This window comes from Tannerella forsythia, from assembly GCF_003860135.1.
In the GTDB taxonomy this organism is placed as follows: domain Bacteria; phylum Bacteroidota; class Bacteroidia; order Bacteroidales; family Tannerellaceae; genus Tannerella; species Tannerella forsythia_A.
This window is the reverse complement of record NZ_RQYN01000034.1, coordinates 1-23472: the sequence shown is the minus strand read 5'-3', so window position 1 is coordinate 23472 and position 23472 is coordinate 1. Positions and strand designations below refer to the sequence as shown.

General features: G+C 46.5%; 18 protein-coding genes and 1 pseudogene. All 19 read right to left on the bottom strand.

Annotation, left to right across the window (positions count from 1 at the left end; translation table 11 throughout):
• Positions 1-9: 9 nt before the first annotated feature.
• The 19 genes and pseudogenes from mutA to EII41_RS09115 all read right to left on the bottom strand — a co-directional run bounded on the left by mutA (position 10) and on the right by EII41_RS09115 (position 23164).
• Complete coding sequence (gene mutA, locus EII41_RS09200) at positions 10-1917, bottom strand: methylmalonyl-CoA mutase small subunit (protein ID WP_124751695.1); 1908 nt, start codon at positions 1915-1917, stop codon at positions 10-12.
• A gap of 68 nt (positions 1918-1985) precedes the next feature.
• Positions 1986-3065: an SPOR domain-containing protein gene (locus EII41_RS09195; protein WP_185711879.1), complete on the bottom strand. Its 1080-nt coding sequence runs from the start codon at positions 3063-3065 to the stop codon at positions 1986-1988.
• A gap of 99 nt (positions 3066-3164) precedes the next feature.
• The gene (locus tag EII41_RS09190; RefSeq protein ID WP_124790347.1) at positions 3165-4724 is read right to left on the bottom strand and encodes a RagB/SusD family nutrient uptake outer membrane protein; all 1560 of its coding nucleotides are present in this window, start codon (positions 4722-4724) and stop codon (positions 3165-3167) included.
• Positions 4725-4748: 24 nt separating this feature from the next.
• Positions 4749-7757, bottom strand: a complete 3009-nt coding sequence (locus EII41_RS09185; RefSeq protein ID WP_124790346.1) for a SusC/RagA family TonB-linked outer membrane protein — start codon at positions 7755-7757, stop codon at positions 4749-4751.
• A gap of 308 nt (positions 7758-8065) precedes the next feature.
• A complete protein-coding gene (locus tag EII41_RS09180; protein ID WP_124790345.1) occupies positions 8066-9916 on the bottom strand; it encodes a YgiQ family radical SAM protein in 1851 nt (616 codons plus the stop codon).
• A complete protein-coding gene (gene ispE, locus EII41_RS09175) occupies positions 9913-10716 on the bottom strand; it encodes a 4-(cytidine 5'-diphospho)-2-C-methyl-D-erythritol kinase (protein ID WP_124790344.1) in 804 nt (267 codons plus the stop codon). The genes EII41_RS09180 and ispE overlap by 4 nt, the downstream gene beginning before the upstream one ends.
• A gap of 4 nt (positions 10717-10720) precedes the next feature.
• The gene (locus tag EII41_RS09170) at positions 10721-12034 is read right to left on the bottom strand and encodes a DEAD/DEAH box helicase (RefSeq protein WP_124790343.1); all 1314 of its coding nucleotides are present in this window, start codon (positions 12032-12034) and stop codon (positions 10721-10723) included.
• Between the two features lie 243 nt (positions 12035-12277).
• Positions 12278-13090: pseudogene (locus tag EII41_RS09165) on the bottom strand (transporter substrate-binding domain-containing protein); the annotation flags it as partial.
• Between the two features lie 3 nt (positions 13091-13093).
• Entirely contained in the window at positions 13094-15271 is a 2178-nt protein-coding gene (locus EII41_RS09160; protein WP_317615872.1) for a putative porin, read from the bottom strand.
• Positions 15268-15810, bottom strand: a complete 543-nt coding sequence (locus EII41_RS09155; protein ID WP_124751687.1) for a 2-oxoacid:acceptor oxidoreductase family protein — start codon at positions 15808-15810, stop codon at positions 15268-15270. The genes EII41_RS09160 and EII41_RS09155 overlap by 4 nt, the downstream gene beginning before the upstream one ends.
• A 20-nt stretch (positions 15811-15830) precedes the next feature.
• Entirely contained in the window at positions 15831-16592 is a 762-nt protein-coding gene (locus tag EII41_RS09150; protein ID WP_124751686.1) for a thiamine pyrophosphate-dependent enzyme, read from the bottom strand.
• Positions 16593-16614: 22 nt separating this feature from the next.
• Entirely contained in the window at positions 16615-16788 is a 174-nt protein-coding gene (locus tag EII41_RS14160; RefSeq protein ID WP_014225951.1) for a hypothetical protein, read from the bottom strand.
• Positions 16789-16799: 11 nt separating this feature from the next.
• Complete coding sequence (locus tag EII41_RS09145) at positions 16800-17876, bottom strand: 3-methyl-2-oxobutanoate dehydrogenase subunit VorB (RefSeq protein ID WP_124751685.1); 1077 nt, start codon at positions 17874-17876, stop codon at positions 16800-16802.
• 4 nt (positions 17877-17880) lie between these two features.
• Positions 17881-18111: a ferredoxin family protein gene (locus EII41_RS09140; protein ID WP_124751684.1), complete on the bottom strand. Its 231-nt coding sequence runs from the start codon at positions 18109-18111 to the stop codon at positions 17881-17883.
• 59 nt (positions 18112-18170) lie between these two features.
• Positions 18171-18437 carry a DUF2752 domain-containing protein gene (locus tag EII41_RS09135; protein ID WP_260425537.1) on the bottom strand — a complete coding sequence of 89 codons (267 nt, stop codon included), beginning with the start codon at positions 18435-18437 and terminating at the stop codon, positions 18171-18173.
• A gap of 190 nt (positions 18438-18627) precedes the next feature.
• Complete coding sequence (locus EII41_RS09130) at positions 18628-19185, bottom strand: CD225/dispanin family protein (protein ID WP_124790340.1); 558 nt, start codon at positions 19183-19185, stop codon at positions 18628-18630.
• A gap of 183 nt (positions 19186-19368) precedes the next feature.
• A complete protein-coding gene (locus tag EII41_RS09125; protein ID WP_124790339.1) occupies positions 19369-20301 on the bottom strand; it encodes a DUF368 domain-containing protein in 933 nt (310 codons plus the stop codon).
• 4 nt (positions 20302-20305) lie between these two features.
• Complete coding sequence (locus tag EII41_RS09120) at positions 20306-21388, bottom strand: tetratricopeptide repeat protein (RefSeq protein ID WP_185711878.1); 1083 nt, start codon at positions 21386-21388, stop codon at positions 20306-20308.
• A 63-nt stretch (positions 21389-21451) separates the two neighbouring features.
• Positions 21452-23164, bottom strand: coding sequence for a glutamine--tRNA ligase/YqeY domain fusion protein (locus EII41_RS09115; protein WP_124790337.1), 1713 nt, complete (start codon positions 23162-23164; stop codon positions 21452-21454).
• Positions 23165-23472: the final 308 nt, after the last annotated feature.

The window sequence follows — 23472 nt, the reverse complement described above, 5'->3', positions numbered from 1 at the left end:
TTTTTTCTTTTAAAGAAGGCTTCGGTTAAACATCTGTAACGTCTCCAGCACATTCGATTTCACGTGAATGAAATGTTCGATGCCGGCCGCTTTCAAGTCGTCCATGCATGCGGGAGCACCGGCTACCACAAAGAGTTCTTTGCCTTCGGTCAGCTTGAACGCTTCGGGAGCAAAGGTCGCATATTCGTCATCGCTCGAGCAAAGCACGATGATATCGGCCTTCTTCTCACGAGCGGCTTTCACTCCGGCCTCCACGGTTTCGAAGCCGAGATTGTCGAAAATCTCATAGCCCGCACAGGCGAAGAAGTTCGAGGAGAACTGCGAACGCGCCAAACGCATGGCCAGATTACCGATGGTAAGCATGAACACCTTCGGGCGTTTACCGCTCTTCTCCGTTTCCAGACGTAAGGCTTCAAACTCTGAAGCTCCGCGCGAGAAATCGAGTTTCGCGATTTCCGAATCTTTATGGCAATGACAGCCACATTCGCAATCGGCTTCGATCTTGTCGCCGGCAATCTCGGTGAAGTTCGGGAAGATATTCGTTCCGAGCAGACTGATCCGTCGTGTGGCAATCTGTTTCTTACGCGCCGAATTCGACTCGTTGACGGCTTGCTGTACCTCGCCGGTATTCGCCACGGCAGTAAAACCGCCTTTGTCTTCAACTTCGAGGAACAACTTCCAGGCAGCCTCGGCTACGGAGCGCGTCAATACTTCGATGTAATACGAGCCGCCTCCCGGATCAACAACACGGTCGAAATGACATTCTTCTTTCAACAGCAACTGCTGATTGCGTGCGATACGTTCCGAAAATTCGTCCGGTGTTTTGAACACGTCGTCGTAAGGCGACACGGTAATCGAGTCAACCCCCGCAATGGCGGCAGACATCGCTTCGGTCTGCGTACGAAGCATATTCACATACGCATCGAACACGGTCATGTTCCAAGCCGATGTATGTGCATGCATTTTCATCTTGCAGGCGCAACGGCAGAATGCGCTATCGTCGGCCGTTTTCGTATCGCAGCAGTCGGGCGGACACGCACATGCCGGATCATAAGCCTTTACAATCTCAGCCCATAACCAGCGCGCGGCACGGAACTTCGCGATTTCCATGAAATAGTTGGATGAGATACCGAAGTTGAACTTGATCTTGTTGGCAACTTTGTCTACCGGGATCCCTGCTTCCGACAGTTTGGCAAGCAGCTCGTTCCCCCAAGCCATGGCATAGCCCAGCTCCTGTGTGATGTACGAACCGGCATCGCTCAAGTTGCAGGCCTGTACGGCCAAAACACGGTAATGCGGCAAGGCTTCGCCGGCTTTGAGCACGGCAACGACATCTTCGACCCAGTCGCTCTCAAGGGCAATGCCTTTGATAAACGGCACCTTAAAGGCATCGTAGGCTACAGAACCGTGCACCTTGTCCAAGTCAACTCCTTTTTCTTTGTAATACTCGGTAAGAATACCGAGTAATTCTACCGCCCTGCGATTGCAGGTCATAAAATTCAGTTCCGTTTCTACGGGACAAATGCCTTCAAGCAATGTCCGGATATTATCCGCACTGACGCGCTCACCCTTGATCCGGAAACCGAGAGCGGTCACGCCACACTCGGCCACGAGGCGTCTGGCTTTTTCGTTGGCCGACGCGCAGTCGGTCACCTCGATGTCCTGACGGACAAGCCATGCGTTAGAAACCTTTGTTCCGCGAACATACGGAAACTCACCGGGCAGCGATGTAACAGTCGCCATCCCTTCAATGTCTTCGGCGCGATAAAAAGGATTTACATTGAACCCTTCGCCGGTTTTCCAAACCAGCTTCTTCTCGAACGGAGCTCCCTTGAGATCGGCTGTGATCTTATCCATCCATTCCTGTGTGGATACGGGAGGAAATTCGGAAAAAAGCTTCTCTTTTGCTTCTGCCATAAAACTTTCCTTTATTTATTTGTTAAACAGACTGTGTGTTCCTCAAATGTTACAATAATATATATTTATCAACTATCTCGGTGGCCGATATAGAGCCACGATGTTTTGAATTTTTCCGTTTTCCGCAACCGGCTTACGTACGCTTCGGCTTCTGCGCGATTATCGTACTTCGCGGCATACACACGTATCCGCTGACCGCTCCGTACCATCCCGATCTGACGACATTCCGCCGGGTCGATTTCGGAAACGAACTTCCGCGCACGACTGCGGGAATCAAAGCTCCCGATAATGACATAATACGATCGGCGAGCCACGTTTTCTATGGCTATCTCGGTCGATGAATGGATTGTCTTCTGCACGGCTCCGGTAGCAGGCTCAACAGACGGCTCCGGAAGAGACGGCCCCAAATCGACCGGCTCGTCCGTTTCTTTCGTAGGTTGTACCGGAGATACTTTTTCTGCTTCACCGGCTGAAAACGTAGAAGTCAGTATTTCCGAAGGTGCAAATCCGGCCGTGTAGGAATTCCGATTCACATCCTTGACGGGAGTCGTGATCAGAAAGAACAGCACGACAGCCGCAGCGGCTATAGCCGCAACGCGCCCCATCATACGTAACAGCAGAGGTACTTCGCGCCCCGTCTTTTCCGTACGAGAAGTTTCTTCGATCGGAGAATCTTGCGGGGAAACAGGTAAACGGGTTACAAGTGAATCGTGGCTACGCTCCGTACCGACAGGCGCCATATAAAACGAAGTTAAGCCATAGGTATCGAAGGTGTAACGGGAAGCATCCGCTTCCGGTTCGAAGATAAGGGCTCCGTCTTCGTTTCGTCGCAACGATCCGAGCCTACCTGCCGAAACTGTTCGGTACTCATCAAGTGCTCTCTTCCATTCGTCCAAGTCTTGTCTGAGGGTTTGCTGCGCTTCGTTGAAATCCATCCCATATATTTGCATATACGATTCGGTCAAAAGACCATCGTTATGGTTAAGGGCAGGATTGAATACAATTTCGTTGTGTGCCGGTGAGAAAGCATTTTCTTCGGCCACAAAAAGGGCCGGGCATCGCCGGAGTACAAAGCCTCCGAAGTCCGGAACAATCACGCAGTCGTTGACTAACAGTACACGCTCTATATGTGTAATAATCCGTAGCACCACGCAAAGGTATATCATTTTCCGGAATACGACACAGAAAAAGATAAAAAAGTTACGCCCCCGGCTCCGAGCACGAGGGCGTAAGGTATAAAAGCGTCATTAATAGCCGGGATTCTGCTTGAGGTTTCGATTAGCGTCAAGCGCTGTTTGCGGAATCGGAAAGACTTTCAGATGCTCCTTGCCTTTTGTATCAGGCTTAAGATAACGGGCATGCTGAAAGGTGCCGAAGCGAATACAGTCCTGACGGGAGAAACACTCCCAAGCCAATTCCAGTTTACGTTCCAACGCTACTTGTTCGAGGGTAACGGATGTATAATTATGGGAAGCATTGCCGAATCCTCGTTCACGAATCGCATTAACGAGCTTCGTGGCGACACCGTTATCGCCGCCCATGCGAACGAGCGCCTCAGCCTTCATAAGATAGACATCGGCCAGACGGAAAATAATGAAATCGTTCTCCATCGCTCCCAGAGTGGCCTTGTCATACGGCCATTTATAGCAACGATAGCCATCTTCCTGATTCACCTGTCCCCATACGGAGCCTTCGTACTGCGAGCCTTCGATCTGAATCACGTCGATGTAGTGTACCAGCGGACGATCGTGTGCCGTCATCAGTACTTTTCCCGTAGCCGGGTCTTTCATTTCGCCCATCAAGAAGGAGCCTTTCAGTCGCTGATCGCCTTCTTCGAAGAGTTTGGCATAGTCCGTCGCGGCGCAGATCCCGTTCCACGAGCTCCATGTACCGCCGAGTGCGATATTATCCTTATAATGTAAAGTACGGAAATGTAACGTATTTTGATCTTCCGTATCATTCGCACTATAACATGCTGCCAGAATAGCTTCGCGCGAGGCTTCGTTTTTGATCTGGAAATTTGTCTTCCAGCTTGGTTCGAGTACATAACTCATCCCCATCACTACATCGCAGGCACTCACTACTTCCGCCCAGTTACTTGTCTTTTTCGTGCGTACGCCCCATGCCTCGGCATTCAGGTACATTTTGGCCAGCAAAGTATATGCGGCGCCTTTCGTGAATTTGCCGTAGCTTGCGCTCGAAACATCGGAACGAAGCACATCTTTGATCTCATCCAGTTCTTGCACGATATAATCGAATACTTCCTGACGCGTCTTCGTCGCCGGCAAACCGGCATCCTTAAAGTTTACGGCCAGCGGCACGTTACCGAAAGCATCCATCAAACAATAAAGCCAAAAGGCACGTACCCCGCGTATTTCGGCCAATGCGGCTTTTTTATCTTCGTCCGAAATACTTTGTGAATCTTCGATCGTCGCGTAGATGAGGTTACAGGACGAAATAGACTGCGTAGCTGCCTCCCAGCATCCGCGCAATGTACCCGTCTGAGAAGTCCAGGTATGCATGTGCAGATCACGATACACGCCACCGTCGAACCAGTCCCCGCCCTTACGGGTCGGGTTAATGGCCATATCTCCCGTACATTCACTCAGATAAAGCCAGTTGGAGGGGAAATATCTTTTCAGTGTATTATAGACCGGACCGATAATGGCCTCAACTTCGGCCTTGTTCTTCCCGAACGTATCGGAAGGGATTTTGTCATAAACCGTCTCGTCCAGATCGAAACACGACGGAAGAGAGAACAGCATGGCAGCGCCGGTCAGCATGGATATGATTGATTTGATCTTCATATTATCATTCTTTTATACGGATTATTAAAATGTTACATTAATTCCCACTGTGAAGGTTTTCGACTTGGGATAGAAATCGCGATACTCGATACCGGGATACAGTCCGCTGCCGGCCATGATACCGGTGCTTGTTCTCGAGCTGCCGGCACGATCGGTCTCGTTGCGTCCTCCTAACTGTACTTCCGGGTCAAGTCCCTTGTATCCGGTGATGACAAAGAGATTCTGCGCAGCTATGTAGATGCGTGCTTTACTGAGCCAATCGATCTTCTTCGTATTGAACGTGTAACCGAGTGCGATGTTATCGAGACGAATAAATGATGCGTCTTCGACATAATACGAACATATCTGCGAATTCTGTCCCTTCAGCTTATAAATCAGTTCGTCGTTCAGCGCGTTGGTACCGATCAGATAAGTGTTGTTACCATAGGCTGCGCGAGGACCGTTGAAGACTTCGTTGCCGATCATTCCCCGGAAGAAAACCGAAAAATCCCAGCTCTTATAATTCACCGTATTCTGCCATCCGAAAATCACGTCCGGCAATGCCGTACCGCAATACGTACGATCCGCCTCGTCGATGTTTCCGTCCTGATTGATGTCTTCAAAGATGTATTTTCCTTCATCGCTGATGCCCTTACATTTCCACATATAGAACTGCCCGACCGGACGGCCCGTTTCGACGATATGAGATGTCACCCCCGATCCTCCGCGAATCCACGGACTGCCTACATAGACCTTGTCCGTCTCGTAATGGTCGTTCGACAAGCGCGTAATTTTATTTTTGTTATATGATCCGTTGAGTGTCATCGTCCAATCCAGGTCTTTATTTCGGATCACGCCGATATTGAACATCATCTCAATTCCCGTATTCTCCATATCGCCAACATTGGCCATCATGCGGTCATACACAAACGGAGGCGTCGGCACGGCATACGTATAGAGCATGTCGGACGTTTTCTTTTTGTACAACTCGACACTCCCTCCGAACCGTCCGTTAAACAACGAAAAATCGAGGCCGAGATTCATCGTGGCCGTCGACTCCCATTTCAAGTCGGGGTTGGCATTCTGGCTGATCGCGTAAGCTGTTTTCCACGAACCGTCGTTATAATAGATACCTTTCATGCCATACAACTCGAGAGTCCGGTACGGATCAAGTCCGGTCTGATTACCGGTGACACCGTAACCAACACGTAGTTTCAGATCATTCACCCATTTGACATCTTTCATAAACGCTTCTTCCGAGATACCCCAAGCTGCGGAAACAGAAGGGAAAATACCCCATTTATTGTTCTTTCCGAACTTGGACGAACCGTCACGACGGAGCATGGCCGTAATCATGTAACGATTGTGATAACCGTAAAACGCTCGGGCATACAGAGAAATAAGCTTATAGGCGCTCTTGCCCGATTCCACATCGCCCGTTTTAAGGCCTGTGCCTGATTGCAGCGAGTTATAAGACAAATTATTGGAGAGAAAATTCCGGTTCTGGGCAAAAAAGTAAGCGTACGTATTTTCTTCCCATGAATAACCGGCCAGCGCCTGCACCTTATGCTCTTCTTCGGCTCCGAACGCCCGTTCGTAGTCCATCGTCCACTCAAGCAGATTACGGTTCCATACACGGTTCCGTTTGTAGGCATTCCCCTGATCGCTCTGTCCGTCTTCGGTCGTCGAATTATTGAACTCGCTCCGCGTATCGGAAAAGCGGCTCTTGTAAAGATTCAGTTTCGTATTCAGTCCATTGGCCAGTTCAAATTGAATATCGCCCGAACCATAGAAATAAAGCATTTCATTGTCCTTCCGGTTCAAGTTTTGATTCTGCACAGGGTTTCCCTGATCAAACTCCGCATTGACTTTTGTGAAATACGTACCGTCGGCATTATAGACCGGATAAACAGGAAGCATACTGTATGCCAAAATATAGTTCCCAGCCTCCGGAAGCTCCTGATTCGTAATCGTACCTGATCCGGTCAGTCCCACGCGCAAACGATCGTTGATAGCCCGCTGCTGCACCTGAAAGCGGAAACTGTGACGTTCTTGCTTGTTGTCACGCATCACTCCGTTCCGATCCTGATACGTGTACGAAATACGGTAATTTCCCTTCGACGTACCACCGGATAGCGACAAACTATGATTTTGTGACAATCCCGTACGTGTCAACTCACCGAACCAATCCGTATCGGCTCCGTACTGATCGTAAACCGAAGGGTCTTGCTTAGAGTGAGCGGCATAAGCACGCCATTGATCGGCATTGAGTAAGTCCGGCTTATTCGCCAGTACATCGACCGACATATATCCGTCGTAGTTGACAATCGTTTGATTACCGACTCCTTTCTTCGTCGTGATAAGAATCACACCGCCTGCTGCGCGCGAGCCGTAGATCGCCGCCGATGTCGCATCTTTCAACACCGAAATTGACTCGATATCGGTGGGTGCCACCGTACTCAAATCGCCACCGGGTATCCCGTCAATCACGACAAGCGGTCCCATATCTTCCTGCAAAGTCGTGACACCACGCAGCCGCATTCGCGAAGTGCTTGTCACATCGCCCGATCCCGAATTAATCATTAGTCCGGCTACTTTGCCCTGCAACAGGTCGGTCGCATCGCGCGTCAGTCCTTTGTTGAAGTTGTCTTCCGTCACATTCGCCACCGAACCGGTAATCTGACGTCGCGTTTGCGTACCGTATCCGATAGCCACCACTTCACCCAAATTCACGACGGACGGTTGCATTGTCACGTCGATCGTACTACGCCCTTTCACGGCTTCCTCCTTCGTGTTATAACCGATGTAAGAAAACTGTAAAACGGCATGTTCTACATTTGAAACCGACAAAGTATAATGTCCGTCCAAATCCGTCACCATACCGTTTGTCGTTCCTTTCTCCACTACGTTGGCACCGATAATCGGTTCTCCGTTCTCGTCCAACACTGTTCCTTTGACCTGTTGGGCATAAGCCACAGCCACTCCTAAACACATCAGCGCCGCAAGTAGTCCTACTTTCCGGCGACCGATCTTCCCATTCTTTTCTTGTTTCATACAAGTCACTCATTAAAAATTCAACTTATCATTCATTCACACGGTAAAATTTCAGAGCGTATTTCCGGAAACAGCAGTCGTAAGTAGCTATCGTGATTTTCATGATATTCCCCGACACGAAAGCTCATCGCAATACATGACATTGTTTCCCGGTATAGATTCTTGTAATCTGATACGGACGCAAGATATATATTCTTTTCATATCCACAAAAAAATTAACATTTACAGCACGTCTCTTGCTATCCCACAAATAGTAGAAAGAAATTCTGAATAAACAGAATGGCATCCAAAAGTAAAAAATTTAGAAATCACTTTGTTCCTTTTCTTACATCGAACTCACGTATCCCTTTCGAGAGTTTCTGTATCAGATCGTTTCTTTTTATACTGCGCAGGTAGCGCATAATCCGAGAACGAAATTCGGGCTGATACCAGAAAAAAAACTGACGCTGGGCGAGTTTTTCTTCTTTCGTTCGGGCACATTCGAGCTTTTCGAGTGTGTAAGGATGAAAGCCGGTGTAAAAAATCTCCGTTGCCACCGTCATGGGAGTAGGGGTGAAGTCCTGAACCTGTTCGAGATGAAAGTTTTGCTGTTTCGTTTTAACGGCCAACTCCGCCATGTGAACAGCCGAACATCCGGGATGGCTTGAAATAAAGTACGGAATCAGTTGTTGTTTCAAGCCATTCTCTTTGTTGATACGATCAAAGATTTTACGGAATGTTTCGAACTGGGCAAATGAAGGTTTTCGCATCACCTTCAATACATTTTCTTCGGTATGTTCGGGCGCCACTTTCAGACGTCCCGAGACGTGATGCTTGATCAGTTCTTCGGTGTATTCCCGCGCCGCTGTACGTAAAGCCTCGTTATCATACGGATGCAATAGCAAATCATACCGTACGCCACTTCCGATAAACGTTTTCTTGATACCGGGCACCTTATCAGCCTCTCTGTACAACTCGAGCAGAGGCGCATGATCGGCATTCAGATTTTTGCATACGATGGGATGAATACAAGATGGCTTTTTACATTTCCGGCAGATGCGTTCGTCCTTGCCTTTCATCCGGTACATATTGGCTGAAGGCCCGCCCAAATCACTGATATATCCCTTGAAACCGGGCATCTCCGTGACGGCCTTAACCTCTCGCAAAACAGATTCTTTGCTGCGCGAAGCAATAAATTTTCCCTGATGCGCAGAAATGGTGCAGAACGCGCATCCACCGAAACATCCACGATGGATATTAACGGAGAATTTGATCATCTCGTAAGCGGGAATGACCTTATCTTTATATTTAGGATGCGGCAAACGAGTGTAAGGCAAATCGAACGAGGCATCGATTTCGACAGTTGTCATCGGAGGATACGGAGGATTGACAACAATGGACCGTTTCCCTGTCTGCTGAATCATCCGCGATGCTTCATGCTTATTCGATTCTTCTTCGATGATGCGAAAATTCTGTGCCTGCTTACGTTTATCCTTCAAACATTCTTCGAATGAAAACAGACGGATATCCTCCGTTCTTATAGATTCATGATGATGGGTGATATACGCTGTCTGTGGAATGTCTCTGATCGTCCGAAACGGAACACCTTGTTTAAGGCGTCGTACGAGTTCGCAAATGGGTTTTTCTCCCATTCCGTAGATAAGCAGATCGGCCGGACTGTCTGCCAAAATACCCGGTCTCAGTCGGTCTTGCCAATAGTCATAATGTGCCAATCGACGAAGTGATGCTTCGATTCCACCGAGGACAACAGGTACTTCCGGGAATAATTCTTTCAGGATTTTTGTGTAAACTATGCTTGGATAATCAGGACGTAACCCCGGTTGATGGTTCGGAGAATACGCATCATCGCTACGCAAACGTTTGTTCGCCGTATAATGATTGACCATCGAATCCATCGCCCCCGGAGAGACTCCGAAGAACAATCGGGGGATGCCTAATTTCTTGAAGTCCCGATAATCTCCTCGCCAATCGGGTTGCGGAACAATACCTACACGCAGCCCTTCGGCTTCGAGTATACGCCCGATCACCGCAGCCCCAAACGAAGGATGATCAACGTAGGCATCGCCGCTGAAAAGGATCACATCCAGATATTCCCAGCCGCGTATCTCCATTTCTTTTTTAGTTGTGGGGAGCCAGTCGGTGAGTCGGTAGGTATTCATTGGGGGCTTCCTTTCCATACGAAGCAACCGGGGAAGGAAAGAGAAATATCATGTTCAAACAATCCGAAAACGGCCGATCCGGACCCTGACATAGAAGCATAAACAGCTCCCTGAGCATAGAGTTCATCTTTAATTTCTCCGATCATCGGGAAGCGCGAAAAGACACTCGTCTCAAAATCATTCTTTAAGACTTCTTTCCACTCTGATACGGGGAGTCGGATAATCTCGTTCAACGAATGCGTCGGTTGCGACGGTTTCACCATCGAATATGCGTCTTTGGTCGATACGAACACATCCGGCTTGACGATATATAACGTGTATGAGCCGAGAAATAAATCGATGGGTTCGAAAATATTGCCGATTCCCGATGCTTTCACCGGACGATTGCGGATGAAAAATGCACAATCCGCTCCAATGCCGGACGCTATTTCTGCCAATTCATCGTCCGAGACCGGCAGGCGGTAATATTCGCGAACCAGCTTCAGCATAAAAGCAGCATCAGCCGATCCTCCGCCAAGTCCCGCGCCGAAAGGAATCGCTTTTCTGAGATAAACGGCTAACGGTGGAATCGTATATTGTTGCCGTAATGCTCGAAGTGCTTTGAGTACTAAATTGTTCTCCGGATCCGAATCCAACGTCATCCCGGAACATCGGAAAGAGTCGGTTTCAGCCGGTACAATCTCCAAGGCATCGCATAGCGGAATCGGATAAAAAATCGTTTCGAGATCATGATATCCGTCCGGTCTTTTCCCGACAACAAACAGTCCTAAGTTTATCTTGGCATTTGGAAAGCAAATCATGGAATTATCCGTTCGATCGGTTTTGTGAAGGTTTGTTCCGTCGTCGATTTCCTTTCGGACGTGATGATAAGTTGCCTTGCTGTTGTCCTCCGCTTTTCCGATGACGATTGCCTTGCGATGACTGTCTGCCTCGGCTACGTGAACGCGAACGGCCGTATTTCTCGGGCTCGTATGCCGGTGCTTCGCCTAGATCGGCATCAAGCGGGATCTTATAAATTTCTTTCTCCAAAAACGTTTCGATTTCTTTGAATTTCGCTTGTTCCTGTTGCGAAACAAACGTGATGGCCAGCCCTTTGCCGTCTGTTCCCCGAGCCGTACGCCCGATACGATGTACGTAATCTTCAGGGTCATTCGGTATATCGTAATTGATGACAAGCGTAATGTCATTGATATCGATACCGCGTGCCACAACGTCCGTTGCAACAAGCACACCGATACGCCCGTTCCTGAATTCCTTCATCACTTGTTCACGTTCGCTTTGCTCCAGATCGGAATGCATCGCTGCAACATTGAATTGAAGCCGCTTGAGAGCTGTGGTCAACTCCTTCACCTTCATCTTCGACGATGAAAAGATAATGACACGTTCAGGCTGTTTTTTTGAGAACAATTGCTTAATGATCGGCATTTTATGTGCTTCGTAGCAGATGTATGCCGTCTGCATGATGGAAGCGGGCGGCTTGGAAATGGCAATTTTGATCTCTTCCGGTTCCTTGAGGATGTTTTGAGCTAAGGTGCGGATCTTAGGAGGCATCGTTGCCGAAAACATAATAATTTGACAATCATGCGGAAGTTTCTTATAAATCTGCATAATGTCATCGTAAAATCCCATATCGAGCATCCGGTCTGCTTCATCAAGAACAAAGAATGACGTCTGCGACAAGTCGACACTCCCCATATTCAAATGGCTGATCAGCCGTCCGGGGGTTGCAATCACAATATCGCTTCCCATCTGTAGTCCGCGCTCCTGTTGAGCATAGACAATACCATCCGTTCCCCCATAAACGGCTACAGCCGAGACCGGAACAAAGTAAGTAAAACCATCGATTTGTTGATCGATCTGCTGTACCAGCTCGCGGGTAGGAACCATAATGACCGCATTGATGGCATCCTGCGGATAGTTCCCATCATTCAGTTTACTGATGATAGGCAGCACATAAGCCGCCGTCTTTCCGGTACCCGTCTGAGCGCATCCGATAATATCTTTACCTTCCAATATCGGAGGAATGGAAAGTTCCTGTATAGGAGTCATCTCGTGGAAATTCATGGCTTCCAGTCCATCCAATACAGCATCGCCAAGGTTCAGTTCGTCAAATCTCATGTTGTTCTGTTAATCGGTAATTATGTATGATACAAATAATTGTTTGTTAGGTTGTTTTTCTTCTGTTGGAGACGCTTCCGGAAGGGTAGAAGGTGTTCCGTTTTCTTCTTCCGATACCGGCTTAACCGCATCATGAGTCGTTTCTTCTACGGGTGTTGATGTTTCGGCGGATTCTTTCGCTTTACCGGTATCTGTCGTTGAAATGGGAATACGAATCTTCGTCGTCGTGGGAGGTATGATATGATAATACTTCCGGTAGATCTTATCAAATGTTCCGTCTTTTCGCATTTGTGCAAACCAATGGTTCAGGCTGTCCAACAAATCCGGTGAATACTTGCGGACAGCCCATGATTGCAACTGGGTAAAACTGATGTCGGTATCAATATCGATTTCGGGATATTGTTTCTTCGACAGACGAGCAATCTGGTGATCACAAACCGCATAATCGATATCTCCTTTAGCCACCATAATGATCAATTGCTCGGAAGAGTAAAGTGGTTCTTCGACGATATGAATGGTGTCGGCTATCTCGTACTGCAGATTTTGAAGGCGCAGAATAGCAGGTGAATTTTGAGGAACATACAACGTCTTTTTGGCCAGCTCCAGCTGGTTGCGAAGGGGTTTTATCCCATTATTGTTCTCGGTTTTACGTTGTATCAAGACCTGTTTATTCAACACCATCGGTTCGACAAACAAATAATGTTCTTTCAGTTCGGTTGTCGTAGGAATGTTACGGGCGATGACATCATACCGATTGTTTTTCAATCCTTCAAAGCTCTTGTCAAGGCTCATTTCAAGATGTATCTCAACTTCCAATCCCGAATATTCGGCCAGCTTCCTGCATAGTTCATACTGAAATCCTTGCAACGTATCGCCCGACATGAAATAGCCGGATTGGTTGTATTCTGTAACAATACGCAGCACACCAGACTGCTTGATTTCATAGTAATCGCGAGGTTGAACAACAGACTGCATGCGGAATATCAAACTTCCCATAATCGCCAGTACGAGAAGCAACAGGATGATATAGATAATGAGTAATTTGCGTGAAAACATACGTCAATTATTAAACTTTACAGCCACTCCCAATTTGACCACCATGGGGTTTATCGGATAATGAGGCATTGAAAAATAATTCGGAGACGCAAATAACTTGCTTATATTGTATCCCGTTACAAAGAATCTTGCCTGTTTGAGATGAAAATTAACATAAGCATTCACTAACGGGTAATTGCCGATTTTAATGTTATCCTGATTGATGAACTGTTGCGTAGCCGGTTCATAATATGGAGCGTAATATTCGGTGAAATAATGCACATCGGCTCCCATCTGTACCATTAACACCTTCGCAAGTCGAACCGTTACATACATATTCGAATAGAGCGACAGTTGAGGCAAAGCCAAGACCTGCTTATTGCTGCTGGTCTGATAGACTAACTCGTTATCCCATCCGAAAGCCTTGAACCGAAAGTCTTGTCGCAGACGAGCGGTAACAACTTGCAGATTGCTCCCGAATTGCTCAGGAAGGCCTTTTTTGTTAAAAAAGATATGATTCTGAATACTTTCAACCCCGGCCGAGAAACATGTACGCGTTTGTTCCCAAGCCACGGTTCCCCCTACATAAACCCGCTGTGTATTCTTCAGATCCTTATTCCAAAAGAAATAACGACTGCTGTAACGACGTTGGAAAAACGCGGGTCGCAAATTTTTGATGTATCCGTCTGCCTGAATGGAAGCCTCTCTTTTAAAAAGCTGAAACCGCGTTTTAACAAGTCCCGTCAAGCGAAACTCTCCGATATCATCACCTAACACACAAAGCTCACCACGTCCTTGATAGGTGAGGAGGCTCCCGCGTCGTTTAGAAAGTTCGGCACCTAAGAAAGTAGCGTATTCATCGTACTTTTGCATGTTACGGATAGCTCCTTTAGCAGAGTCTCCGGGCATTTTAAAGTTTCTTTTCTCAAAACTGACGAAAGCCGTTAAACCAAACTTAGCCCAATCCTGAAATCCCTCACGCAACGAAAGAGCGAGCGTGTTTTTTAAATTCCAAGCCGACGAAACATCATTGGGAACGCGCCCAACCGTATCATAGCGGTTCACGTAGCATGTATCGATCCCCATATCTTTCGAAATAAATCGTCTGCGAAAATCTTCATATTCGACGGTATGAATAACGCTGGCCACAGGCACAAAGACTTCGTTTGCATGAAGATCTTCTTCCTCTTCCTCCTGCTCTTTAGGGCGACCGGTCGAGTTTTTTTCTTCCTCTTCCTGTTTCTTCAACGCTTCACGTTGAGCGTCTTTTTCCTGTTTTCGTTTGGCTTCGCTTTCGGTCATCTCACGATAAAAACCGAAATTATAACGGTGTGTAAGAAAGACGTTTTTACCACGAACGCGGTTCCATGTATTAGTAAACCGTGTCGGATACGATTTGCTGTCGACTCCCCGACGCCCATCTTCAAAATCATCCGGCGATGTAATGTACCGGTCATCTGTTAATCCACCATTTTCATTTTGGATGAAATTAAAATTACGGAGATGTGCATGTGCCTCGTAACGGTCGGAAAGGTAGTTTCCGAACAATCTATAGCTGAGCAGCTTGTTATTGTTTGAAGTGTATTGTCCCCGACTGTAGATATAATTAAAATCTACACCGGCATTGATTTTTTTTCCGAAATTGCTTGTTAACACGCCTTTCAGTTGCTCTTCACGTTTGGTAGAACCACCGGCACGTGTATACAGGATATGCGTATAAGGTACCTTAACATCATAGAAATATCCGTTGGTAGGAGTTAGGATATCTCCGTCGAACGCATCTGCGAAGATAAAATCGCGTTCTTCTTTTCGCTCGTTGAAGATACGGCTCTGATAAGGGGAACCTATATTTCCGGTATAGGCACCGGCTATCCCTCGTCCTTCCATTAACGTACTATTTGCCGTATTCAGACGATTGGTATCCATAGGGGCGAGAATACGATCCCCAAGTTTCTCAGTCAAGTGATAACCGTTGATGCGTTTGATACCGATATGGGTGCTATCGGGAACGAGTAAACTGTCTGGAAGTTGTGCCGCATTACGCGCCGTAAGAGAAAACCCACCCCTGCGGCCGCTACTGCGCGATCGCTCTTGTGCGAATACGGTCGTTACACACAACAGGCATAGCAATAAAGCATATAACCTGTGCCTCGATTTGAGACACAGGTATAGGATAGAATAGACACAACGCCTTCGATTCACACCTTTTGGATCAGTTCCATACCTTTTTTGATAGCGGCTTCATTGGCCGGAATCAACGTATGATGTCGTTCGGGCAGGGTTTTTTTCAGCCCGAGAAGCACGCTTTCCAGTTTTACCATCGGAACAACTTTGAGGAGGCCGCCCAACACAATCATATTGAACGTCTTTTGCATATTCAGTTCCGTAGCCGTATCCATCGCATCGATACGATACACATCGATATCCGTACGTGTGATCGGCTTATGAATCCCATATCCATCGTAAATAAGAATACCGCCTTTTTTCACTTTCGATTGGAATTTATCCATCGACGGTTGGTTCAGAATCACGGCAATATCGTATTCATTCAATACGGGAGAACTAATCCGTTCGTCGTTCAAGATCACGGTCACATTGGCTGTACCGCCACGTTGTTCCGGACCGTAGGACGGCATCCAGGTTACTTCCTTATCTTCCATGAGTCCCGAATAAGCGAGAATTTTCCCCATCGATAACACTCCCTGTCCGCCAAAACCTGCTATAATTATTTCGTATTGCATATCTTGTCTTCTGCTAATCGTTATACATTTTTCAAGTCTCCCAAGGGATAGAAGGGGAACATATGCTCTTCCATCCATTTGTTCGAATCGGCCGGTGTTTTTTTCCATCCGGACGAACAAGTAGAAACAAATTCTACAATCGATGTTCCTTTGCGAGCCATGGAATTTTCAAATGCTAAGCGTAACATTTTCTTTGCTTTTCTTACCGCAGCAGGAGTATGGACGCTTTGGCGTGTGACCAGACACGTTCCATCCAACTGTGCCAGCAAATTCCCGATTCGCAAAGGATGTCCGTTCAGTTCCACGTCACGACCGTGAGGACAAGTTGCCGTAGGCATTCCAACCAAAGTGGTCGGGGCCATCTGTCCGCCCGTCATACCATAAATGGCATTATTTACGAAAATAATCACAATGTTTTCGCCACGATTAGCTGCATGAATGGTTTCAGCCGTTCCGATGGCCGCCAAGTCACCGTCACCTTGATACGTAAAGACCATTTTATCAGGGTTCACTCGCTTTACCGCTGTAGCTACAGCCGGAGCACGTCCGTGAGCCGCTTCAATCCAGTCGATATCGATATAGTTGTAAGCAAATACTGCGCATCCGACAGGGGAGATTCCGATCGTTTTTTCTTCCATACCCATCTCTTCGGATATTTCGGCGATCAGTTTATGGATAACGCCATGACTGCATCCCGGGCAATAATGCATGGAATTATCATTCATCAATTTGGGCTTTTGATAGACCAAATTTTCAGGTTTAATTATTTCTATTGTTTCCATTTTTGAATATTCCGTAAGTTTTTTAACCCAAAAATCTCATAAGATATTGTACTATACGCAAAAGAATAGCGATGCCTCCACAAATAAGGAACGGCAAATGGCTATCTTTCACGGTAAAATAGAGGATGCCGGCTACAATCGTCAACACCATAAAAAGCAGGGTAAACAGTTCGTCTAATCGGTCTCCTCGTTTCATTACTTGTTAAATTACATCAGTTTCTCTTCAATTGCTTTCAGAATTTCGTCCGGAGTGAAAACGATGCCACCCAAGCGGCCGAAATGCTCGACTTTGACACGTCCGTTTACAGCCAGCCGAACATCTTCGACCATCTGTCCGGCATTCAGCTCTACCGAAAGCATCCCTTTCACTTTATCGGCATAACTGGCAATTACCTGAGTCGGGAACGGCCACAGAGTAATCGGACGGATTAAACCGAGTTTCAATCCTTGACCACGTGCTATTTCAATCGCTTTCTGGCAGATTCGTGCCGATGAACCGAATGCGACCAACAGATACTCCGCATCTTCGCATTTGTATTCTTCATAGCGCACTTCGTTTTTCTCTATCCGGCTATATTTCTCTTGGAAATGCAAGTTCTTTTTTTCCATAATGACCGGATCCAACTCCAAAGAAGTAATGATATTGGGTTTTCGACCGGCCGCTTTTCCGGTAGCTGCCCAAGGTGATTCTTTGGCAATCTCCGCCTCCGTTTTCCGCGGACGAAACGGGGGAAGTACGACTTTTTCCATCAGCTGACCAATCATACCGTCCGTGATGATGATCGCCGGAGTTTGATATTTGAATGCAAGATCGAAACCCAGTCCGACAAAATCGGCCGTTTCCTGCACCGACGAAGGAGCAAGAGCTATCAAGCGGTAGTCTCCATGACCTCCACCTTTCACCGTCTGAAAATAGTCGGCTTGACTCGGCTGGATTGTTCCCAATCCGGGACCGCCACGCATTACATTTACAATCAGACAAGGGAGATCCGAGCCAGCAATATAGGAGACTCCTTCCAACATCAAGCTCATACCCGGGCTGGACGACGAGGTCATGATTCGTTTGCCTGTTGCTGCTCCCCCGTAAACCATATTAATCGAAGCGATTTCACTTTCTGCTTGCAGTACCACCATACCTGTTGTTTCCCACGGTCTTTCTTCCATCAGTGTTTCCATGACTTCCGACTGAGGTGTAATCGGATAACCAAAATATCCGTCTGTTCCATAACGAATCGCAGCATGGGCCAGCGCTTCGTTTCCTTTCATAAGTCTTACTTCTTCCATTGTGTTAATCAATTTTCTTTCTATAGACGGTTAAACATCCATCGGGACAAACCCATCCGCAACTGGCACAACCGGTACAATCGTCAGGCTCTTTCATATATACATAGTGATAGCCTTTGTTATTGACCTCCCGCGGGTGCAACTCCAGTACATTGCAAGGACAGGCCACGACACATAAGTTGCAGCCTTTACACCGTTCGGTGTTGACCACTACCATTCCTTTTACTTTTGCCATAAATCCTTTATTTTTATTTACTGGGATGCAAATCTACAAAAAAAACAAGAATATGCAAGTCAGAAGCTAAAAATATTGCGGGCAACAAAAAAAGTCATGGCAATGGCAAAGAATATCCAGATATAAAGGCTTCTTTGTACTTTTAAGATTAGTGGACTGTATGGATTAAAGAGTTGATAAATACGAACGCCGAGCAGCAGGATAACATACGGTATCGACAGTACAAGCAAGGCATTATAAGAGAAGGCTGTTTTTATGTCGGCATGAAGTAAGGCGTGAATAGCCCGTTGCGAACCGCATCCCGGACATTTCATTCCGGTCAGCATCAGGAATGGGCATTTAGGAAAGAATGGAGAACTGTTAGGGTGAATGTGTGAATAGATATAGATTGCGATCAGGAAAACCAGAAAAAGAAAAATCCAGAGGATAATTTTGTATCGAGGAACAGGATACATAATTAATAATTAAAGCTAATTGATGCGGAGCCTTCACGCCGGAAAGCCCCGCATACTGAATTTACATATCACTACTCATGGCGGCTCCTACGCCAATAACAATAATGAATATAACATAAAGCAGCCAAACTACTCCCGCAGCAATAGCAGACCACATTGCCCATTTTTTTGCATTTTTCGATGCATTGTCTGCACCAACATAGTCGCCGAGTGCATAAGCAGAACTTACTTTGGTAGAGTTGATGATGGATACAATACCTAAAGGCATACAGCAAAAAACGGTAGAAAGAATGGCCCATACGAGATAGTTCTCCGGCATCGGAGGTTTAGGCATATTCGGATCGCCGAAAGTTCCGCCGCTTGTCGAATAATTTGTGCTTTGTGCAGTGTTCGTGTTATATCTCGGTTCTCTCTGATCATAGTTCGAAGAAGAAGCCGACGTGTTTCCTGCTGCGGCAAACATGTCTTGTAACTCCGGCAATGTACGTGCAGCCACCCAATCCGGTAACGAGCCGTTCCAAACTAACGTGTCCGGATTAATCGGAGCGCTTTTCAAAGCGTCCAATGAGAAAGGACCTACTTTGGTGTCCCCATTCAAATAGTAATACTCTTTGTCCATTTTTTAATTCTGTTTTTATAGTTAAGATAATACATTTTCAAAAATCGGCCGTGATTTTAAGCGTACAAAAATACAGAAATTTACCATATTACCTATACATCGTCCAAGAATCCCGTAAAAATATTCCGGAAAAGAGAGAAAAAGTCTCTTTTTACATGCGTCGAAAAGGCTCGGAAAGGTAGATTATGCGTTAGGTATCTCCGTTTTTTTCTTTTTACCTTTTAACGAAATCAATTCCAACAGATAAACGAGTACGAACCCTGCAGCAGCCAATCCAATCGCTTCCCATAACTGGCGATCGGGTAAAATATTTGCTTCAATCAGAGGTTTGGCCACGCCATGACGGTCAATATACGTCTCGATCGTTTCTTTCCACGGCCAAACTTTATTCAGTGACCCTAACATAAAGCCGCTCAGAACAGCGATGGTGATATCATGGAAACGATGCAGTGCGTAAGACAGTGCGCGAGAAAACAAAGAAATTCCGATTACAGCTCCTCCGGCGAAGACGAGCAAGACACTCATCCGAAGCGATTTGACAGCCTCCATGATAAAGAAGTATTTTCCCAGTAAAACCAGAATAAAGCTGCCCGATATGCCGGGAAGAATCATCGCACAAATGGCGATGGCGCCACAGAGAAAGATGAACCATATATCATCCGGAGTTTCAGCAGGGGTAGTGATGGTTATCACATAAGCTGCTACGGCACCGAATACGAATCCTGCCACGGTTTTGACATTCCATTTTGCGACTTCGCGCGAAACAAACCAAATCGAAGCCAGCACCAATCCGAAAAAGAACGCCCAAACCAGAACCGGCTCGTGTACCAGCAAATAAGTAATCAGTTTGGCCAGAGAGAAAATACTGATACCGATACCTGAGATGATGGCTAGTAGAAAATTGCCATTGATGGCTTTCCAAAAGCGACCGAACTTGAGCGAAAAGAGCATTCTCAACGAAGTTAAATTTACGCTCTTAATCGAATTAATCAGTTCTTCGTATATGCCGACAATAAAGGCGATTGTGCCTCCTGAGACACCCGGTACCACATCGGCTGCACCCATACCGACTCCTTTGAGCACCAACAGGACGTTATCTTTCAATGTGCGATTCATATCTCTAATTCAGATGATGTTTGTTTTTAATAAATTCTTCCGACAATCCGTCGGGAGGCAAAAGGAAAGGCTTTTGCGAACGTATGTCTTGCGCATGCAGAAAATATTTGTCCGACGGCAGTTCGTTTTCCTGCATTTTCCTGGCAGCAAAAAACATTTTATTTAAGTACTCGGCCGTCTTATCGCTATTTTGATCCGTTTGCGAGAAAATGCGGTGATGCGTTTTGTATCGTGCTACTTGCGAGAGTACTTCCGGTTTACCAAGCAACTTATTAAATAAGGTATAAGCACGTTCGAAATCGTCTGCTTTCAGGTAGCATTCCGCGAGAATCGGTTCGATATGATCGGTGATGTCTTTTTTGTCCGAGAGCAAATCCAGATAGGCTTCGATCGCTTTCTCGTAATTTTCGTTCATAAAGAGGCAATATGCGCGTAATAATCTGACCTCTACGTCATCCTCGTCGCAAGTGAGCGCGAAGTCGAACGAGTGGATTGCTTCTTCATACTGTCCGAGATTGGAGAGTAAGCGTCCCTGTATGTACCAATAATCGGTAGAGTAGGGGTCTATATCGATCAACTCCCTACATATTTGCAAAGCGCGCTGTAAATTACCCGCCATCTCTTCATGATAGCAATGTTCCTCTTTAAGAATGACACTGTCAGGGAAGAGTTGAATCGCACGCTTGACAAGATTGAAAGCGACTTCATTTTTACCGATCTCACTCAGAATGGGAGTAAGGTCTTCATAAATAATTCTCAACTCATCGTCCACGGGATGCTGATCAAGGAGTTCATCTGCTTCGTGATGGAGGTCCATGACATACAGACACTGCACTTTAAGCAGAAAAAGTTCGGGATCGTCGTCATCTCCTATGCTTTTTATGCGCTCCAACGCTTCGGCATATTTTTCCTGATAAATATAAACCTTACATTCCTTGATTTTGATGCCGATATTTTCAGGATGCAGCTTGAGTCCCAATTCAAGCACCTGTGTGAATCCTTCAAAATCATTTTCATCCTCGAAATATTCAAGCAACCGAATGATCTCGTCGGCATCGAAATAGGCTTCCGTGCCTTTTTCATGCATCTCTTTATATCGCTCGAGTAAGGTCATGCGCCCCAAAGAATAATATAGATATACTGTCTTTTATCAACCGTTTACTTTCTTGCTCCATGTATCTTTCAGCGGAACTGTACGGTTGAAAATCAATTTGCCGTCACGACTGTCCGGGTCAAGATTGAAGTATCCGATACGTTGGAACTGAAAGTGATCGTAAGGTTTGGCCTGTGCCAAATCTTCTTCTACGAAACACTTGGTCAGTACCTGCAACGAATCCGGATTCAGCAGTTCATGAAAATCTTTGTCTTTTTCTTCGGCCGGATTCTCTACGTTAAACAAGCGGTCGTAAAGCCGCACTTCGGCAGGCAACGCGTGGGCGGCAGATACCCAGTGTATCGTGCCTTTTACTTTTCGGTTGCTGTCGGGCATTCCAGTTCTCGTATTCGGATCGTATTCGGCGTAAACTTCTTCCACCTCGCCGTCCGCATTCTTTTTGCATCCCGTACATTTTACGATGTAAGCGCACCGTAAGCGTACTTCCTGTCCCGGCGTCAGACGGTAATATTTTTTGGGAGCATCTTCCATAAAATCGTCCTGCTCGATATACAACTCGCGCGAGAAGGCGATCTCATGTGTTCCATCTTCGGGGTTCTCCGGGTTGTTGACCGAGGTCATCATTTCTACCTGTCCTTCGGGATAGTTCGTGATGATCAGTTTAACGGGACGAAGCACCGCAGCGACACGCCGCGCCGTGGCGTTGAGATCTTCGCGCACAGCATGTTCGAGCAATGCAACATCGATCATGCCGTCGTATTTCGTATAACCGATCAGGTTGATGAAACGGCGAATGGAGGAGGGGGTGAAACCTCTTCGGCGATAACCGCAGATGGTTGGCATACGCGGGTCGTCCCAGCCGTCTACCAACTTTTCTTTAACCAGCTGGAGCAGCTTGCGCTTGCTCATCACAGTATACGTCAGGTTCAAACGATTGAACTCTGTCTGTCGCGGACGGTAATCGCCGCCTTTTCCGCATTCGCTGTCGATCAGCAAATCGATAAAATGATCGTATAATGGCCGGTGTACTTCAAATTCGAGCGTACAGAGCGAATGGGTTACCCCTTCAAAATAGTCGCTCTGCCCGTGTGCGAAGTCGTACATCGGATAAACATTCCATGTTCTTCCTGTCCGGTGATGGGGCGTCTTAATGATGCGATAGATGATGGGATCGCGGAAGTGCATATTGGAGGAAGCCATATCGATCTTAGCCCGTAAGGTCATGGCGCCCTCTTCAAAATCTCCGCGATTCATACGGAGAAAAAGGTCTAAGCTCTCTTCTATCGGACGATTACGATAAGGACTATCTATACCGGCCTGCGTCGGCGTTCCTTTTTGTGCAGCAATGGCCTCCGCGCTTTGCTCGTCGACGTATGCTTTTCCTTGTTTGATCAGTGAAACGGCAAAATCGAAGAGTTGTTGAAAGTAATCCGAAGCATAAAAGATGTTTTCCCATTGGAAGCCTAACCAGCGAATATCTTCCTGAATCGAATCGACGTACTCTACGTCTTCTTTCGTCGGGTTCGTATCGTCAAAACGCAGGTTGCACACGCCCCGATATTTTTCGGCAATACCGAAATCGAGACAGATGGCTTTGGCATGCCCGATATGCAGATAACCGTTCGGTTCGGGCGGGAAGCGCGTTTGAACCCGTCCGTCGTTCTTGCCCTCGGACAAGTCTTTTTCGATGATTTGTTCGATGAAATTCAGGCTTTTTTTATTTTCTTCCAGAGGTGTATTTTCTGCCATTGCTGTTGATTTTTGATGTCTTTTATGGCGCAAAGATAAGGATTAGCGCCTAATGTACAAGGGTATTGTATATGAAGTTATCAACAGAACGAGTAGTTTTTTACTGACGAGAAACGTTTTATCTGCTTTTATGAAATCAAAAAACATAAGGTGTTTTCGGGTTCTGATACCGAAAAGAACCCTTGAGAAGCATACCGAAAAACAGTCTTTTTAAAACCCTAATATTCAATAGATAGTCGTTCCTTATAAAATCAACTTATGCCACAAAATATATTTTATGCTTCCGGAAAAACCAACCGAAAATAAAA